Source organism: Xenococcus sp. PCC 7305, from assembly GCF_000332055.1.
GTDB lineage: Bacteria > Cyanobacteriota > Cyanobacteriia > Cyanobacteriales > Xenococcaceae > Xenococcus.
The window spans coordinates 16595-34004 of the sequence record NZ_ALVZ01000162.1; the positions used below are offsets into that span (position 1 = coordinate 16595).

Below are 17410 nucleotides of genomic sequence, written 5' to 3' on the forward strand. Positions count from 1 at the left end.
ATATATTAAAAATAAAAACATAAATCATATGAGCCAAACTTTATTTAGAACGCTGTTTGATAAAGATAGAAAACCCAACTATACAATGGTTGTAGATCTATGGATTTATGCGGATGGGACAATAGGTTTTAATAGAAGCCTTCCTAGAGAAAAAAGACGAACTCCATGCGATTGCACTTATTCATGTTTTCATGGATGGAAAAGCATAGGAGCATGTGGAAAAGCTAACCCTTTAAGACTTGCTAATGTTGAGGAATATTTAGAAGCAAGACAAAAAACCTTAGAAACTAATATCATTCAACCTTTGCCTAATAGATGGTTGCCAGCTTTAAATCCAGGAGAAACCATTTTGCTTGAAGAAGATCTTTTTTGGCTAGGACAGGATATTGAACTGATTCCTTTAACTACTGAACAAAAGGAAATACTCGTTAAAACACATCCTGGTGATAATGATAAGTTTATAAAGTATTGCGAGTAAAGAATAGCGATCTCACTACTAAATAATCGTCGCTTCGCGGTTTTATTATCCCCCCAGCCCCAAAGGGGAGCTTCCCCCCATTTCCCCCTCAGGGGGCAAGTCGCTTTGCTTCCTCAGAACTCGCGAAGTCCCTGTTATCACACATGTTTTTCTAGTATACGGCGGTTAAATAATAAGGTCGCTTCGCGTAGTAATTTTGACTAGGCAAGGGTCTAGTCATGCTGCGTTGGGGCTGATTTCTGGTGTCGCTACGCGGTTTGTTTTATTGCCCCACTTGCCCTGTGCCTTCGCCTAGAACCGCCGTGATTAAACACTGTTGTGTTTCTTTTCAGGGGTTTTTGCTCGTGCTTGCTTTCGTTCTCTTCGTTCTCTGCTTTTCTTTCTTGTCTTGTCTGTTTTCTTCTCGCGTTCCCGCTCCTGTGCCTCCTGCTCCTTGGTGGGTTGGGGCTTCCTGTTCTTTGGCGGTGCGTTCTGCTGTTGTGCCTTCTTCCTGTTGTCTGCTGCGTTCTCGTTCTGGTCGTCCCTTGTCTGGCGCTGCTCGTTCGTCTCGTGTGGGTCGTCTGCGTCGTTCTGGCGTTTGGTTCTAGTTGTTTTCTTGCTCTGTTTTGTCGTTTCTTTTCGGGGGTTTTCTCGTGTCTCGTTCTTCTTTTTTCGTTGGTTCTGGTTCTGCTCGCGTTCCCATTCCGTTCCGTCGCGTTGTCGGTTTTGCCTTGTCTGGCGGTTGTTGCTCTTGGCTTGTTCGTTCCTCCTCGCGTTCTTTTTCTGGCTCGGTTGTCTGGTCGTTCTTTGTCTCGCGTTCTGCTGCTGCTGCTTTTGGTTTGCGGTGCTCTCGTTTGGTTGGTTTTGCGGTGTGCGTGCGTCCTGCCCACGTGTCTGGCGTTGGTCTTTGTTGGCTTGTGTCGGTGCCTTGTGTTCGCTAGTTTCTGTGGCGGTTCGTCCGCCTTTTTTTATGGCGATCGCACTTTTCAGAAATTATAGTGATCCCTATTGAATTTAGTAAACCAATGGTTGAAATATTATCAATAAAATACCCAGTCATATAAATTATGACTAGGCAATTTCTATTTATTTATTTCTGCTAATAGTAGAGTTTTAGTTGGTTGAATTGTTGCGATAAATCACCAGTTATGATTATGAATATGCTTACTTTTGTTGGCAATAAAAATTTCTTCAACTTGAAATATATATTTTAAAGTAAGACAAAAAATAAACATAAAGAAACTGATTTATGAAGTAATTTTTTGATTGAATTCTGTCAGTTTTTATTGCTGATTATCAGTATCAGGTTTCCCATCTCCGTCACAATCATCAGCTACGCCGTCTCCATCTGTATCGACACATTCATCTGTTTGAAATAACTTAGGAGCTATTTCTTCTGCTTTTTCAGTGAATTCAATAATTATATCATCAGATGATGGTTGAACAGAAGCATCAGTAATATCATTACTTAATTGTGCTTTTACTATGGTTGCGGCACCAAAAGTGAAAAGACCTAGAGCTACGAATAAAGATAATTTTTTCATTGCTGTTATGATTTTATTCAACTTTTACTATTATCAATATATAAGTCAAAAGTAAAAAATATGATAGTCTTGATTTCTTTTCTGGAACGTAATTGTAATTAATGGAAATTGACTTAATTCAACAATATAAGTTAGCCTTTTAAAGATATTTGTCTATCAAAATATTTACGGTGAATAACCTAAATTACTTATGAATATGAATTTATAAATATGACAAATAGCGATCGCATTCTCCGCTAAAATAAAATGAGAGCTAGCGATCGCCCTCATGAAAATTATCAAAATTCTCAGTATCAGAAAGTTTACTCTAGCTATCTTCTACACCAAGTCAAATTGCTACCAATACTCGGTTATTGATGATTATGGGACAGTATTAGAACACGATTCTATCTGCTATACGAGTGAAGCAGCAGAACGAGAAGGAAGAGAGGCAATTAATATAGTTTTTAATTAGTTTTTGAGTAATATTAGATGATTTTTTACTGCATGCTATGTGAAGTATATATTTTTAAGATCATACTATAAATATTCTCAAATGTAGGCAATAAGGATTTACTAATTGAGATTAAATTATATAGCACTACGTAATCTGGTTAGGACATTGGAAAACCCTCAATCCTATGATTAGTAAACTTTTGACTTTTGACTTGCGCGTAGCGCTATACGTAAAAACTGTAAATAATTATCTTATTTTAATAATTTAACTATGTTTTTTTTTAGAATATAAGTGGGAATAACCTCATGGAAATTATCGAATTTTAGGAGGTGTCCAAATGAACAATGAGAATGATGATTTACTTTCTAAAAGTTTAGACCTAGTAACAGTTCCATTTGATTTACGAAATATTGAAATTGAACTAGGAAACAAAGGGTTTATTAATATTGTTCAATTAACTAATAATAACTATGATGATTATTTCGACGATTTACAAATATCAGGTAATAATGTAGTTTGGTCTGCATTTGATGGCAATGATCGGGAAATATTTCTCTATGATGGCAACAATACTCTTCAGTTGACCAATAACTATACCGACGACTATGGCCCTCAAATCTCAGGGAATAAAGTGGTTTGGTATGGTTATGATGCTACAGACTATGATGTATATCTTTACGATGATAATAGTATCATTCAGTTAACTAATAACTATCCTAGTTCTTATTATCATAAAGCCGGTTGGATACCCCAAATATCAGGGAACAATGTTACTTGGTTAAGAACCTTTAGTAGTAGTTTTCCGTATAATGTTAATCCAGCAATATTTCTCTATGACGGCAATAATACTATCCAATTAGTAAATAATGATAGAAGCGATATTTCTTCTCTGAAAATCTCAGGCAATACTGTAGCTTGGATAGAAGAGGCCAATGGGATATTTCTTTATGAAGATAACAATATCATCCAATTGAGTGATAACCCACCAGAAGATCATGAGATTCAAATTTCTGGAGACAATGTAGTTTGGATGGATAAGTATAACCGTGATATTTCTGAGAATGGAATATTCCTCTATGATGGCAATAATACTATTCAATTATCCAATCAAGGCTTTAGACCTCAGATTTCAGGAAATAATGTTGTTTGGGAAGAACATGACGAAATATTTTTGTACGATGGGAATAATATTGTCGAATTGAGTGCTGATGGTGATTACCCACAAATATCAGGAAATAATGTTGTTTGGGAAGAATTCAACGAAATATTTTTATACAATGGCAACAAAAAAATCCAGTTGACCAATAACGATGAAGCAGATGTAAAGCCTAAAATCTCAGGGGATAAAATTGTTTGGGTATCTCACAACAATTATGAAACATATAACATATTTCTTGCAGATTTACCTTTAGAATTGTCACAAGGTGAAACAATACCAGTAAAATTATCTTCCAGTATTTTTATTAATAACTTAACAGTATTAGAAGGTAATGAAAATCAAACAAATGTTACTTTTACTGTTTCTCTTGCAGAAGCTAGCAATAAGACGATTACTGTAGATTATTCTACATTTGATGGAACTGCAGATTCAGGGAAAGACTATATTGCTACTCATGGTACTTTAGAATTTGTCCCAGGAGAAACAGAAAAAGAAATTACTGTAGAAATTATTGGTGATCTTAAAGTGGAAGAAACTGAAATTTTTACAGTCGATTTAAGTAATGCGACTAATGCATTACTTATAGATGGTCAGGGTAGTGGTGTTATAGAAAATGATGATATCCCAGAGAAAGGTATAATTAATATTTATGGTTTAAATCACCGATATGATGGTTATTTTACTGGTGATATCCCACCATATATTTACGTTGCTGCAACGGAGAAAAATGATATTCTAGCTAATCATAATTTTAGCCAAACTTTTGAAATAGAAAGAAATGGCAATTATGCTTTTAAAGCAAATTTAGAACCTCAGGATGATTTGTTACCTTTTTTTCGCCTGAAAAATATTGATGTTTATCGTGGATTTAGATCTTACGGTGGTACCTATTTATATGTTAGTACGGAAGAATATGATAGTATTTTTGCTGAAGATTCAGATCAAAAAGATAGGTGGATAAAAGAAGGTTTAGATGCAGAAGGAATAGATATTCCTGAGTTTTATCTTTATGGTGTTGGAGCTAATCAAGGAATAGAATTTCATCGTTTTCAACATATCAGTAATCATACTTTTTTCTTCGCCAGCCCAGAAGAAACAGAAGCTATTTATCGTGATCCTTTGTTATCAGAAAGTTATATCGATCAAGGAATTGCTTTTGAATCATTTATTTAACGTTATTCATTATCGCTACGTTGTCTATTTTTGCGATCGCAGTTTCTAAATTACTCATTCCTCGGCGAGCATATTTCAAACTCGTTCCTCTTGCCAAGAAACACGCTCACCTCGTCACTCGTGGCTCCGCGATAACTTGACATTAACTAGTAAAGGCATCTCAGACAAAATTTATTAGAGACGTGTTGAACATTGCTCAAGACGTAAGGATTCGCTAACGCTCAGTTTATTTCGTTTTTTCGCACAACGAGGCATTATGGCACAGTCAGTCTCTCGCCGTGAGGTTAGACTTTTGCTTATTGGTTCTGCCATCCGCTACGCTCCGTCAGAACGTCTTTGTCGCTGTCTTTTTACTTATTTGGTCGCTTGCAAAGCTGCGCTCCTCTGCTCGCTTTGTGCCGGTGCTTTTTTTCTGTTATGGGTGCGAAAAAACTTAGTCGGGGAGAAAGAGAAGAGAGAGAGGAGAGGAGAGAAAGGGTATCTTATCTGAGCGGTCGTTTATTGTCTAGTTGTCATTGATAGTTTTAGTTGGTCGCTTCGTTTCTGGTTGACTTGCGTTCTGTCGCCCCGCCGCTCCGCGCTCCCGTCTAGGCGTGGGGTTCGCCCCTCTCGGTAGCTTGCCCCTGCTGTTGTTCCTAGTGGTACTTCCTGGTAGTACCCAGAGTTATTGTTTCCGTACTTGCTTGGCTGCATCTGCCAGGTCAGATCTCACCTTTCCTCGTACTTTGTTTCCTTCCCTGTTGTTATCATTATAGCATGGGTACATATTAAAATCAAGTATTTTTTATCATTTTAGTTGCTATTTTCTTCAACTATTTCCGCGATCGCATGGCGTACTTTTTCGTGCCAATCAGGTATTTTTTTTAATTCTTCGTAAAGTGATGGTGGTAATCTAAGCCCCATCTTGGCGCTGCATGGCTCGTCCCATTCATATTTCTGTTTAAAACCATGTTCAGCAATATTAGGATTTCCGCCTGGTCTACCTTTAGGCATATTTACCTCATCATTTTTCTGATTATAACATGTGTACATATTATAAATTTATGTTAAAGATCCTCTTTTTAGCGTGGGTACATATTATAATTAAGTAGTAAATCAAAAGCCGAGGGCAACCCTGAGAAAGTTTATACCTCGGCTCAACCCCTAAAGAAGAGGTAATTATTCATGGTACAGCAAGCCTTGAAAAGTTCCCCAAACGGGAATTTCAAAATAACTCAACTATGCGAAAACCTTGCTATTTGTGAGGCCAAAGTAGATCGTCACAATTGGGGCAATGCCACTGAAACAGAGCCAGCTTTCCTTATTTATCTGGGCTGTAAACGAAAAGAAGTAGCCGAAAAAATCAACTATATCAATAATGCTCTTGGTTGTTATTGGTGCGAAGTTCGTAAACCTAAATATCTCAAAGATTTCGAGGCGGAAATCAAAATCAGAGGAATGCAAAGAGAATCTGATAATAACGCCTACGGATTGGATTATCTAATCTGGGTTGAGAATAATTATGAATATTTAGAAGACGAAGAAATCGAATATTACGCAACAGGATATATGCCTCGTTGGTAAATAATTCTCCCCTCTACTTTTTGAGGGGAAAACTAGAAATAAAAAAGCCAAAAATTATGATGTCAGCTACAGAGAAAACTTCGATTCCTCCTCCTTCATCTCCTGGCGAATGGTCATTATCTCAAATCCAAGAAGCCTTGAAGCGTCCCTTGCCAAATAGTTATTTGAAAAAACTCAAAGACAAAGGTAATGCGCTCTATTTGCCTTGGTGGAAAGCGAACATTGTCCTTGATAAATATTGTCCTGGCTGGACTTGGGAAATTAGAGACACCAAACTTAGTAGCGATCGCATTTTTATGATTGGTCGTTTAACTATTCCCACATCAGAAGGAAATGTTTATCGCGAAGCGACGGGAACCGAAGAACTCAAACGAGAAAAATTCAACCAAAAAACTCAAGAAATCGAGATGAAAGAACTTGCCTATGGTGACCCTTCATCAAATGCTGAGAGTATGGCATTTCGGCGTTGTGCGGCTCGCTTTGGCTTGGGTTTGTATCTCTACGAAAAGTAAAACAATTAGCAAATTAAAACTATGACAACTTCAACTAGACTTTGGGAATTATCCGACGATATTCAAACATTAGAATCCGCGATCACATTAATCCAAGACAATCAAGATCTAAGCGATGAAGAACAAGAAATTCAACTCGAAGAGACTTTTAATCAATGGCTTGAAACTGGGGAATCTTTCAAAGAAAAGGCTGAAAAACTAGCGGGTTATATTCGCCATCAAGAAGCCTTGGCAGAAGCTCGTAAGAATGAAGCCAAAAGAATTCAGACTTTAGCTAAACAGGCTGAAAATGGCGCGGCTAGATTAAGAAAATATCTTGTGGCTCAGATGGTTCGCTCTGATGTGAAGAAAATTGAAGGCGTGACAGTCAAAATCGGACTACGGAAAAAACAACCGTCGGTATTGATTAATGTCGAGCCTGAAAAATTACCCGCTGAATATGTAAAAGTGAGCTATAAACCAGATTTAACAGCAATCAAGAAGTTACTCAAATCTGAGGCTGTTGAATGGGCTTCACTATCTGATGGTCAGGAATATTCTGTAACCATTCGATAACACATACAATAAGAGAATCCCCAGCGACTACCAATCAAACGGGGATTCTCTAGATTTCTTTTACAAACCTAATAGGAGTATAACGTATGGCAATTCAAATAGAATCAGATCTCAAAGAACTTTTAGGACAAATAAATCAGAAGCTAGATAACTTAGACGACAAAGTTGATGATATCAACGGTAGATTAATTAAGGTTGAGACTAAACTTGATAGTGCAGTAGATGATATCAAGGAACTCAAAGGCACACAAAAATCTCAAATTTGGGCACTAATTAGTATTCTTTTTGCTGCTGTTACTGGAATTTTAGTTGTTTTCGGTAGGTTTATAGTTTCAGGAAATGGGGTTTAAATCCCTCTGTTCTCGTTCAAAACAATGACAATTGCCCTGGACTAGCATTCCCATGCCCTCCGCGATGCATCGCTAGATGACAAGCAGGGCAGACGGCCAACAGATTTTCTAGTCGATTATCTTCGGGTTGATGGTTGCGATGATGAACCGCTAAAGTATGCACTGTCCATTCAGAACGAGTTATTCCCTCTGGTCTGGAGCCTGGCCGATAACATTGTTTACCGCAGCACTGACATTGCCACGCCGCAGCTTCTTTCACCTTCAATGCTAGGCTGTTCCAATTATCGGGATATCGTTTTGAATCTATAGGCATTTTTTGAATTTGGCGATCGCTGGGGTCATTTTACCAGACGAGCGATCGCCTACTACCAAAATTAATTAACTCTTCAGATTGATAAACTGACTAGAACCCTGGTCAGGATTGATATGTAGATAGCGCTCTGTCGTCTCCAATTTACTATGACCGAGAGATTGCTGGAGCAGTCTTAAATTACAACCCCCCTCAATGGCATGGGAAGCATGGGAATGTCGCAACCAATGACAAGAAGCTTTTTCTGAGATACCAGCGCCTTTGGCACATTGTTTGACAATCTTGTACACCATGGTTCTTTCTAGAGCTCGACCAGTACGGGAGACAAAAACCGCATCACTTATCCTGGGCAACTCCATCAACAACTGCCAAACCGCACCAGGAACTAACACCACTCGCGTTTTACTGCCCTTGCCAAAGACGCTACATTTGCCCCCAGCTTCGGCGGGTTGTAAATCATCCCAGGTTAAACTACAAACTTCCGAGACCCTCAAGCCACAGGCATACATCATGCATAACATCGCGCGATCGCGTTCTGTACGAGCCGCCTCAATCAACTTTAAACAATCTTCCTCCGGCAAAATGCGTTCGGCCAACTTTTCTTTAACGCGAGGACATTTGATATAGCTGCCAATATTGGTTTCTAAATAACCTATCTTGACCCCGTAGCTAAACAGGGATTTAATGGCTCGGATTTTATTGGCCACAGTACTCGGGCGATCGGTTAACTCCAATCTTCGCTGCCAGAGCTGTAAATCTTCAATTTGAACTTGGCACAGAGGTTTATTGATAAAGGAGAAAAATCCTGAAACAATGCTGCTGTAACTTGTTTGCGTCGTGCGGCTTTTATCTCCCAGCCAGACATAGACCAGCTCGCGATCGCTGGTGGCTCGGGTTAATTCATTGGTTTTCATAGTTCAACAAACCTGCGAATTTTGTTGAATTGGATCAACTCGCATATATTCACGCCCAAACCATACCACGAGCGCCTTGTCCCTCTCTCAACTCGATCAAAAATTAACTATGTATTACTCCGCTCGGTCGCTATCTTAATGTTGTATTACACCTCATGTGATCTTAATTGGTAAACCATTGGTTTACAGATCTTGGTCAAGGGGCGATCTCGATTTTGACCAAGAATATTGTCAAAGGCCCTCAATTTAATTGATGTGAGGCTGTAATAATTGTTTTATTATTCTTGAGAGCGATCGCATGAATTCAAAACTATCTGTGCCTTCCTACGACTATTTCTTTGAGCCAGTTATACATTCTCTTAAAGACTTGGGAGGGTCGGGTAGCATACAGGAAATCTACGATAGAGTTTGTGAATTAGAAAGTTTCTCAGAAGATCAGCAAGCCATCCTTCATAAAGATGGACCACAGAATGAAATATCCTACAGACTGGGTTGGGCAAGAACTTATCTTAAAAAATATGGAGCTATAGAAAATATTGGGAGAGGGGTTTGGGCATTAACCAGTAAAGGAAAAGAACTACAAAATATTGACAAGAAAACTATTAATCGTTTTGTTAAAAAGCAAAGTAGTGGGTCGGACTCAAATACTAACGAATACACTAATACTAATACAGTTGATGAGAATAAAAACTTCTTAGAGCTACCCCAAATCCCTGTTGATTCGGAAGTGTGGATTGATAAGTTACTTTCAGTGCTTCAACGAATGCCACCAGATGCCTTTGAGCGATTATGTCAAAGAATTCTTAGAGAGTCTGGCTTCATCAAAGTTGAAGTTACAGGAAAAAAAGGGGATGGCGGAATTGATGGAATTGGCGTTTTGAAAATTGCCCTGTTGAGTTTTCAAGTTTTTTTTCAATGCAAACGCTACAGCGGTTCTGTCGGGGCTTCAGATATTCGTGATTTTCGAGGAGCAATGGTAGGAAGAACAGATAAGGGATTGTTCATGACAACGGGAACATTTACTAGTGGTGCTAAAAAGGAAGCAACCAGAGATGGTGCACCTGCCCTTGACTTAATTGATGGTGAGCAGTTATGTAGTATTCTCAAGGATTTGAAATTGGGAGTTGACACCAATACAATTGAAGTCGTTCAAATTAAAGAGTCCTGGTTTAATGGGCTTTGAACTAATCTATGAGAAATGATCGCGCTATTAAATCTTCCCAAACGGTTGCCCCCACCTCTGCCAATTCTCCTTATTAAACGGACTTTGCCATCTATTAATCAATTCACTTTCTAGCTTTAATCGGCTTTTGCGATCGCTCGGTGTATCGTACCAGAAAGCACTACAAACTCTGACTTCTAACTTATATTTACGGTGCAGTTCAATATAGTTTGCAACGTAGTCCTTACAATCATGAACGCCATTCCATCTCTGCTTAGCAGTCAGCTTAGTTTCGCCCACGTAAAGCAGCAAGGGTAAAGCATTATCGATAATGAAATAGATGCAGTTATGGGAACCCTGTTCCGGTAGTCGATAAAACTGAGAAGAATGTAACTTGAGCTCAAAGGGATTAATATTATCTACATCACAGTGAGTTGTTGTAGCGTTAAATAAGCTAGTTTGTTGTGGTGATTGTTGAGTCAGTGATTTTTGTTGATAATTAAAGATTTTTGATTTCCATTTAATGAGAGCTTCTTGACTCATTAATGGTTTATCAGCTTGTTGTACTCGGAAAGAAGGTTTGGTTTCAAATAAACTTAGTTGTTCAGCCACAGTTGATGAGGGAAATTAACATCAAAGCTGCCAGGATATCACAGGTATTGATTAGTAACGAATTTCAAAACCTGCAAATTCCTCATCATTAATAGTTTTAACTTCTATCTCTAAATTCTTGACTATAGCCGAGGGTGAACCATATTTAGCCCATTCCATAAGCGCATCTACTTGTTCGATTTCTCCTGCTGCAACAATCTCCACCTTGCCATTTCTCAAATTACGCACATATCCACACACACCTAATTGTCTAGCTTGAGCGCGAGTATACATCCTAAAACTTACGCCCTGCACTTTTCCCGAAACTATTGCTCTAATCCTTTTCATCATCGAGTTATTAAACAAGTTCAATGCGTAGCTGACGACCCACCACCGAGGCTGCTCTAGTGATAGTTTCAATCGAAACCCCCGTTTTTTCAGGGTCTAGTAGTCGATCTAGTTGCGCCCGAGATGTCTGCATCTGCCTTGCCATCTCGGTTTTAGTAAGATTTTGTTTTTTCATCTCTTCGGCCAACTGCCGCGCTAATACTCGCTTAATGGCGATCGCGGTACATTCAGTGTAAAGTCCTTCCGATTCTAAGAAATCATCGAAACTAGAGCCAGTGTGCGGATTATCAGTCATATTTTTGGTGCTCCTTTTGACGTTTAACGGCTAAATCAATTTCCTTTTTTGGAGTTTTCTGGGACTTTTTAATAAAGCCATGCAATAAGATCATCTCCCCATTACTGATATAAAAGATAACCCGCGCTATTTTGCCTCCAGTTATCTTGCTGCGGATCTCCCAGAGATCTTTATAACCTGAGAGCGCTCGGCACAGAGGTAAACCAATAGGAAAGCTAAACTCGACATCTTTGATATCGCTGCCAATAATCCGACAATCTTCACGGTCTAGAGTTTTGAGCCATTCTTTGACCGGCTCTACATTATTAGCAGAGCGAAAAAACCTCGCTGGCAGTCTTTTCAATTTTTACTCTCTATTTACTGTATCTTATATGGTACAACAAAGGCTCATGAGTTGATAGCGATCTCTGTCTAGATTTCAGACTAGATCCCAACTTTAAACAAGAAGAACAAAGGATACCCCCATTCGAGGGCGACGCGAAGCTAGTGCTTTAGTGCAAGCCGCTTCGCATATGGTTGGATTGATGATTCAGTCTGAAGTAATCGCCTGATTGTAATATAAGATACAGCAAGGTTAATTATAGCTGCAAGCTTCTCAAGTCATTAGTTTAGTATTTTTAATCAAATACTTATTAAATAAAAATGCGGTTATGATTAACCCACGATTAAAAAAAGACTCTTAATTAGTTAAGAATGCTGCCAAACTCCCTGGTTTTGCCTTTATATGGCTGTATTTAAACCATTCTGAGCTTAATCAAAATCAAGATTCAGGAGCAACTCAGGATAGATGCAACGAATTATGAAAAATATCTATGACAAATATCTTTTTTCTACAGGAATCGTTCTACAATTCTTGTATCTAGGTGAAAACTATCTAGGTAAAAAATCAAGAAAGCAGTTGCTCAACCGTCCAAAGTTAACAACTGCCTTCAAGTTCTTTTTATACATGGGTATACCCCCATGCTGATATTATGCCACAGTCAGCACGAGAAATTAATTTCGATACTCCAGTTCTCAAAGTTTCCGGTCTAGAAACTAAATTCGACACCAGTGTAATGTCTAATTCCTTAGTTGTTCTGATTGGTGACTATCTCGAAGCTCGAATATTACAGCAGCTCCATTATTGGACAGTCAAAGAATATGGCATCGTACTTAAAGGTGCCCGTTGGATCTACAAGCCAGTTCGAGAATTATTAATAGAGGTGCTAATTGGATTTACAAGTTGGCAAATAAGAAAAGCGCTCTCCTCATTAGTCGGCAAAGAACTTTTATTTCGAGAGCATCTGTTTAAAGAACATCACGGCCATAACTTCGCCCCGAAAAACCGTACATATTACTACAGCATAAATTATCAAAAACTCCAAGAACTAGCCAACCCCGAAAACGCTGAAAGCATTGAAAACGTCCGTTTTGTGAGTCACACAAAACAGATTTGTGAGAGCTCCGCAAACCCGTTTTGTGAAAAGGCGAAAAACTATACAGATTCAACGTCTATAGAAAACAATTCCAAAAATAAATCCCACCCTACCCTCCCTTGTGTGAGTGTTAAAGAAAAAACTCTTAACAAAAAGAAAGATTCGCTAAGAACTCAAATTGAACATGTTTTGGCTCGACCAACTAAAAAGAAAGTTAATGCAGTTGTTCCCAAGGCTATCGAAAAAGAAGCCAGTTCCGCGATTAATGAGAAAATAGTTAAAGAAAATAATTTAGATGATAGTGTAACTAAACCTAAGATTCAGAAAACTAAGCCAGGTACTAAGCCGAAGCGAAAAAATTTAGCTCCCTGGAAGGATGAGGGGGAATTTAAAAGATTTTATCGGGCTTTAATTGCTGCTTTGCCCATTGTGGCCAATTCCCATTCTCCCCAAGGTTTAGCTCAAGTTATTATTCGACAATTGAGATCTGGTATTCCCCATAGTTATTGGGATGATTTTAAAGCAGGATTGCCGATTGGTTCTGCTACTAAACCTGAATGGGAAGTCGAGCCTGGTGTTCCTTACCCGATGTTTGTTGAGTATCTGACTGAGAAAATTAAAAAAGGTAATAACACTGCTACTGATGAGCAGACTCGTAATGAGGTTTTTCGTCTGCTTAATCAGCCGAGACAGGCTAAGGCTTTTTGGTCTCAGTTTAAACGTAGTTTGGTTAATGTTTCCCAGCAAGTAGAAAGAGACCTCGCTCTTGGTGTTTCTCATCCTCATACTCCTGTTTGGACTCGTGAACGGATTGAGCCTTCTCTTGAGGATGCGGCTAATGCTGGTCAGAAAATTATGGGTGTTAATGATTCTGCTGGGGCTGCGATTGAAGCAAGTTCTAATTCTCAGTTGGCTGCTGCTAACCAGAAAGAAAACTCCCTACCTCCTACTCTCCCAGACCCTGTAACGACATCAGATCCTTGGACGGATGACGTTAAACTTCAGCTAACTATGCGAGAGATGTTGTCGCTCAAGTTGGGTAGTCGTAATCTCAAGGGTTTTGTGAAAAAGATGCCCCAAGTTTCTCCAGCAGAAGCGATCGCTGATGAAAGAGTTAACAAGAAACCCAAAATGAATATTAGCCGGATGAGCATGGCTGAGATTAATGAATCTTTGCAGGACCCGATCCTCAGAAAAGAACTGATGCCTCAGCTTTGGCCTAGCGATTATCAACTCATAACGGACGAGTTGGGACAGATAATAGCCGTTGAACGATCATCGTAGGGGAGGTCATTATGAATACTCCTCTTGTTCTGCTTGAGGGTGATCAGTTAGAGATTGATTTTGATTTAGACAAACCTCAATTCTCAATCTGTCCTCAATGTTCCAGTGACATTATTAAGTTGGCTGATGGTTGCGATGTTTGCGGTTGGCGTGAAAAGCAATCTAATTCTGTTTGGCCCTATTCGATTCCTTGTAATATCAAGCAGCCCAATCATCCTCAACTGTCGGGGATTATTCGTCAGGATTTGGGCGAGCGCTTTATCGTTGAGATTCCCGATGCAAATTCTACCCTCACTATTCCCAAACTCTACGTCTTTCCTGATTTTTCTCAGCTCGACAAAAGTTTTCAGGAATCATCTCCCCCCAGTAAAATTCCCCCCACCAAGCGGTGCGACCCTGCGGATTCTCAATCCGCTAAGGAACGCGCACCAAGACAAACTAGAAGAAAAAAAGGCGACGGTACAGGCTACATATATCGCCGAAACATTACTAGAAAAGGTAATCAGTACCAAGAATCTTACTATCGTTACCGGGACGAATCGGGGAAACGTCGCTCTAAATATATTCCTCAGCGATTGCTTGATCGGGTTCAAGAGGCGGAATCCCTTAAGCTTCCTGTTGCCGATATTTTAGTTTTACTGGGGGGAGGAAAAATAAGTAGGGGGGAACTGTCCGGCACTTCTAATGATGAATCTCTACCCCGCAGTAATTCCGAATTTATAAATAGGGGGGAACCGTTCAGCAGTTTTGATGGTGAAAATCTGCCCATCGATGGTAAAAGTGATGAACTAATTTCTTTAAGTAGGGGGGAACTAGCAACACCCCCCAGTACAAGACGACGGAAACAAGGGCAGGGAACGGGATATATCGAATGTAAATCTATAAAGCGCCAAGGCAAAGAATACAAACAATATTGGTATCACTATGAGGAATGGTGGGAGGGTGAGCTTTTTATCAAGTCGTCAAAATATATCCCCAGGGAAAAAGAAGGGAAAATTATCAGAATGAATGATAAGAAAGCACCCGTCGAGAAGATCTTGAAAGTTTTAGAGAGCAAATCGAAGAGGAAAAGATGAAACAAGAACAAGATTTCAGTAAATTGAATGAAAATTAACCAAAAAGCCAAGGAATGAAAGCCAGTGAAGTTTTAGCCAGATATGCAGCAGGGGAAAGAAATTTTCGAGGTAAAAATCTTAGAGGTCAATCTTTTAAAGGTACAAACCTTTCAGGAGCAGACTTTACTGGTACAAACCTTTCAGGAGCAGATTTTACTGGTGCAAATCTTTCAGGAGCAGACTTTAGTGGAGCTGAGATCCGAAGTACTAACTTTACTGGTGCAAATCTTTTAGGAGCAGACTTTAGTGGGGCTAAAACTGGATTGCAGTTCCAGCAGACAATTAAGTTAGTTATTATTTCCTGGCTCTTATCTGGATTATCAGGGCTCATTTCAGGATTGGCTAGTTTCTGGGTATTATTTATTTTTAGAATTAATATCATTCAAGGCTTCATTGTAGATACGATTTTATTTATTTTCGTTACGGTTTTTTTGTTTTTAACTGTTGTTCGAGGCTTATTATCTGGAATAATCTTTGGAACTGTAGCTTTTGCTCTAGCTGGAGCTTTTGCATTTTCTAAAATTTTATCAGCTCCTAAATTTATTGATATTTCTCAAAATTTTTGGAATGCTTTTTCTAATGATGAGATTTTGATTTTTACTGTTTTCGGGGCTATCACAGCTGCGATAGTTGGCGTTATTGCCTTTTATGTGGCTATTGTTTTATCTATTACTTTTTCTACAACTGTTGCTGGAGCCAACTGGGCAGCTATTACCTGGATTGTTTCTGTTGCTTTGTCTGTAGGAATTTTGAGAATTTTTACTGTACTTTTTTCTGTTCATTTAGCAGCGGTAATCTTAACAGCTATTGTTGTTATTGTTCCTGTTTCACTAGTTAGTATTTTGATTAGCTGGAGCACATTGACTGGAGAAGAAAAGCATGAATGGATTCGGAAAATAGCGATTATCTATGCTGCTACGGGAGGCACAAGTTTTCGCAGTGCTGATTTAACTGAGGCTAATTTCACAAGGGCTAAACTAAGAAGCACAGATTTAAGAGAAGCTACGCTTACTCGTACCAGTTGGCATCAAGCTAAAAACCTTGACCTTGTTCGCCCTGGGGAAACTTATCTAAGGAATGTATCTTTAAGGCAGCTATTGATTACTGGTGAAGGACAAAACCAAAATTTTAATCGTCAGAATTTACGTGGTGTCAATCTTCAGAAGGCTAACTTAACTAATGCCAGTTTTATTGATACGGATTTGAGTCAAGCTAACTTAAAGGGAGCAAATTTATTTGAAGCTAAGTTAGTACAAACAAATTTAGACCAAACAAATTTAAGTAATGCTCATCTTACTGGAGCATACATCGAAGATTGGGGTATTACTAGAGGAACTAGATTAGAAGAAGTCGAATGCAAGTATGTTTATTTAAAACTGCCAACTGAAGGCGATCGCGATCCAAATCGGATGCCACCATCAGAACAAGGTGAGTTTGGAGAAAATGACTTCAATATTTTTATTACATCGGTTTTGGATACATTGGATCTATATCATCGTCAAAATATCAATGCAGGTGTAGCCATTACTGTTCTGAAAGGTTTGACTGAAGACTATCCAGTACAATTCGAGCTTGTTGGATTAGAAAAAAGAGGTGACGACCAGTTTGTTATTCGACTCAAAGTATTTGGAAAAATTAGCCACTTTAAAATTCAGCGTGAATATTACGATAGGTACGAGCAGACTTTACCTCTTTACGACCCGAAAAAACTCATACCTAATACCGATGTTGCAGTTGAAAAAATAGTTAAAACAGTGAAAGAGAATCCAAGTACACATATAGAAAATTTACATAATCAGGGCATAGTTATAACTGGAGGAAAAGTAGATATGTCTGGAGAGCGCAACATTGAGATAAAACAGGGGAATTACAACGAAAATATTCAAGGTGACTACTACGAACAAAAGTGAAATCAATTTTTAGCGATCGCTCTACTCGCTACAGGCGATCGCTCCTAACTTCCGAATATTAAACGAAGCCAAAACAACAGAACCATATTCTCGTTGAGGAATCCCATATTTAGTCGGGTTTTGCTCTAAAGTGGCGCGGATTTGGTCCCATTGTTCATCATCGAATCGGCTGCTCATAGCTTTTGCTGGGGATAACTATCTTTCCTCACTGTATCAGCTCTGATTAGTTCCGCTTATTGATAGCATAAATATTGATTTGTCAAATTATCTTTACATTTCTTAAAATTATTGTTACATTAGTTTACATAAAGAAAAAA

Annotated in this window: 21 protein-coding genes; 12 read left to right on the forward strand and 9 right to left on the reverse strand. The window is 38.8% G+C overall.

Annotated features, from left to right (window positions below; translation table 11 throughout):
* The first annotated feature begins 28 nt into the window (after positions 1 to 28).
* The gene (locus XEN7305_RS10720; RefSeq protein WP_006509438.1) at positions 29 to 478 is read left to right on the forward strand and encodes a hypothetical protein; all 450 of its coding nucleotides are present in this window, start codon (positions 29 to 31) and stop codon (positions 476 to 478) included.
* Positions 479 to 822: 344 nt separating this feature from the next.
* Complete coding sequence (locus XEN7305_RS10725; protein WP_040897478.1) at positions 823 to 1065, forward strand: hypothetical protein; 243 nt, start codon at positions 823 to 825, stop codon at positions 1063 to 1065.
* Positions 1066 to 1740: 675 nt separating this feature from the next.
* Here XEN7305_RS10725 and XEN7305_RS10730 read toward each other — a convergent pair.
* Complete coding sequence (locus XEN7305_RS10730) at positions 1741 to 2001, reverse strand: hypothetical protein (RefSeq protein WP_006509440.1); 261 nt, start codon at positions 1999 to 2001, stop codon at positions 1741 to 1743.
* A gap of 268 nt (positions 2002 to 2269) precedes the next feature.
* Here XEN7305_RS10730 and XEN7305_RS10735 point away from each other — a divergent pair, with 268 nt between their 5' ends.
* Together XEN7305_RS10735 and XEN7305_RS10740 are read left to right on the forward strand one after the other, a co-directional pair.
* Positions 2270 to 2455, forward strand: a complete 186-nt coding sequence (locus tag XEN7305_RS10735) for a hypothetical protein (RefSeq protein ID WP_006509441.1) — start codon at positions 2270 to 2272, stop codon at positions 2453 to 2455.
* Between the two features lie 319 nt (positions 2456 to 2774).
* Positions 2775 to 4769 (forward strand): Calx-beta domain-containing protein, encoded by a 1995-nt coding sequence (locus XEN7305_RS10740; RefSeq protein WP_006509442.1) that lies wholly within the window; start codon positions 2775 to 2777, stop codon positions 4767 to 4769.
* 792 nt (positions 4770 to 5561) lie between these two features.
* Here the strand turns inward: XEN7305_RS10740 and XEN7305_RS10745 are convergent.
* Positions 5562 to 5801 (reverse strand): hypothetical protein, encoded by a 240-nt coding sequence (locus XEN7305_RS10745; protein WP_238568963.1) that lies wholly within the window; start codon positions 5799 to 5801, stop codon positions 5562 to 5564.
* A 132-nt stretch (positions 5802 to 5933) separates the two neighbouring features.
* On the opposite strand from XEN7305_RS10745, the gene XEN7305_RS10750 reads away from it, so the two are divergent.
* The 4 genes from XEN7305_RS10750 to XEN7305_RS10765 all read left to right on the forward strand — a co-directional run bounded on the left by XEN7305_RS10750 (position 5934) and on the right by XEN7305_RS10765 (position 7749).
* The gene (locus tag XEN7305_RS10750) at positions 5934 to 6332 is read left to right on the forward strand and encodes a hypothetical protein (RefSeq protein ID WP_006509444.1); all 399 of its coding nucleotides are present in this window, start codon (positions 5934 to 5936) and stop codon (positions 6330 to 6332) included.
* 56 nt (positions 6333 to 6388) lie between these two features.
* Positions 6389 to 6844 (forward strand): Rad52/Rad22 family DNA repair protein, encoded by a 456-nt coding sequence (locus tag XEN7305_RS10755; protein ID WP_006509445.1) that lies wholly within the window; start codon positions 6389 to 6391, stop codon positions 6842 to 6844.
* A 21-nt stretch (positions 6845 to 6865) separates the two neighbouring features.
* Positions 6866 to 7399, forward strand: coding sequence for a siphovirus Gp157 family protein (locus XEN7305_RS10760; RefSeq protein WP_006509446.1), 534 nt, complete (start codon positions 6866 to 6868; stop codon positions 7397 to 7399).
* Positions 7400 to 7485: 86 nt separating this feature from the next.
* Entirely contained in the window at positions 7486 to 7749 is a 264-nt protein-coding gene (locus XEN7305_RS10765; RefSeq protein WP_006509447.1) for a hemolysin XhlA family protein, read from the forward strand.
* A 16-nt stretch (positions 7750 to 7765) separates the two neighbouring features.
* On the opposite strand, the gene XEN7305_RS10770 is transcribed toward XEN7305_RS10765, so the two are convergent.
* The gene (locus tag XEN7305_RS10770; protein ID WP_006509448.1) at positions 7766 to 8062 is read right to left on the reverse strand and encodes an HNH endonuclease; all 297 of its coding nucleotides are present in this window, start codon (positions 8060 to 8062) and stop codon (positions 7766 to 7768) included.
* A 65-nt stretch (positions 8063 to 8127) separates the two neighbouring features.
* Positions 8128 to 8973, reverse strand: a complete 846-nt coding sequence (locus XEN7305_RS10775; protein WP_006509449.1) for a tyrosine-type recombinase/integrase — start codon at positions 8971 to 8973, stop codon at positions 8128 to 8130.
* Between the two features lie 298 nt (positions 8974 to 9271).
* Here XEN7305_RS10775 and XEN7305_RS10780 point away from each other — a divergent pair, with 298 nt between their 5' ends.
* Positions 9272 to 10156, forward strand: a complete 885-nt coding sequence (locus XEN7305_RS10780; protein ID WP_006509450.1) for a restriction endonuclease — start codon at positions 9272 to 9274, stop codon at positions 10154 to 10156.
* A gap of 27 nt (positions 10157 to 10183) precedes the next feature.
* Here XEN7305_RS10780 and XEN7305_RS10785 read toward each other — a convergent pair whose 3' ends face one another.
* From XEN7305_RS10785 to XEN7305_RS10800, 4 genes are read right to left on the reverse strand one after another with little or no spacing between them, the layout of a single operon-like run.
* Positions 10184 to 10747, reverse strand: coding sequence for a GIY-YIG nuclease family protein (locus XEN7305_RS10785; RefSeq protein ID WP_006509451.1), 564 nt, complete (start codon positions 10745 to 10747; stop codon positions 10184 to 10186).
* Between the two features lie 51 nt (positions 10748 to 10798).
* Entirely contained in the window at positions 10799 to 11077 is a 279-nt protein-coding gene (locus XEN7305_RS10790; protein WP_238568964.1) for an acylphosphatase, read from the reverse strand.
* A gap of 7 nt (positions 11078 to 11084) precedes the next feature.
* Positions 11085 to 11369 carry a helix-turn-helix transcriptional regulator gene (locus XEN7305_RS10795; protein ID WP_006509453.1) on the reverse strand — a complete coding sequence of 95 codons (285 nt, stop codon included), beginning with the start codon at positions 11367 to 11369 and terminating at the stop codon, positions 11085 to 11087.
* A complete protein-coding gene (locus XEN7305_RS10800) occupies positions 11362 to 11712 on the reverse strand; it encodes a type II toxin-antitoxin system RelE/ParE family toxin (RefSeq protein ID WP_006509454.1) in 351 nt (116 codons plus the stop codon). The genes XEN7305_RS10795 and XEN7305_RS10800 overlap by 8 nt, the downstream gene beginning before the upstream one ends.
* 628 nt (positions 11713 to 12340) lie before the next feature.
* Between XEN7305_RS10800 and XEN7305_RS10805 the strand changes: the two genes are divergently transcribed.
* From XEN7305_RS10805 to XEN7305_RS10815, 3 genes are read left to right on the forward strand one after another with little or no spacing between them, the layout of a single operon-like run.
* Positions 12341 to 14068, forward strand: a complete 1728-nt coding sequence (locus tag XEN7305_RS10805; RefSeq protein WP_006509455.1) for a hypothetical protein — start codon at positions 12341 to 12343, stop codon at positions 14066 to 14068.
* Positions 14069 to 14079: 11 nt separating this feature from the next.
* Entirely contained in the window at positions 14080 to 15144 is a 1065-nt protein-coding gene (locus tag XEN7305_RS26610; protein WP_006509456.1) for a hypothetical protein, read from the forward strand.
* 53 nt (positions 15145 to 15197) lie between these two features.
* Positions 15198 to 17093: a pentapeptide repeat-containing protein gene (locus tag XEN7305_RS10815; RefSeq protein ID WP_006509457.1), complete on the forward strand. Its 1896-nt coding sequence runs from the start codon at positions 15198 to 15200 to the stop codon at positions 17091 to 17093.
* A gap of 21 nt (positions 17094 to 17114) precedes the next feature.
* On the opposite strand, the gene XEN7305_RS28630 is transcribed toward XEN7305_RS10815, so the two are convergent.
* Positions 17115 to 17270, reverse strand: a complete 156-nt coding sequence (locus XEN7305_RS28630) for a hypothetical protein (RefSeq protein ID WP_006509458.1) — start codon at positions 17268 to 17270, stop codon at positions 17115 to 17117.
* Between the last annotated feature and the right edge of the window lie 140 nt (positions 17271 to 17410).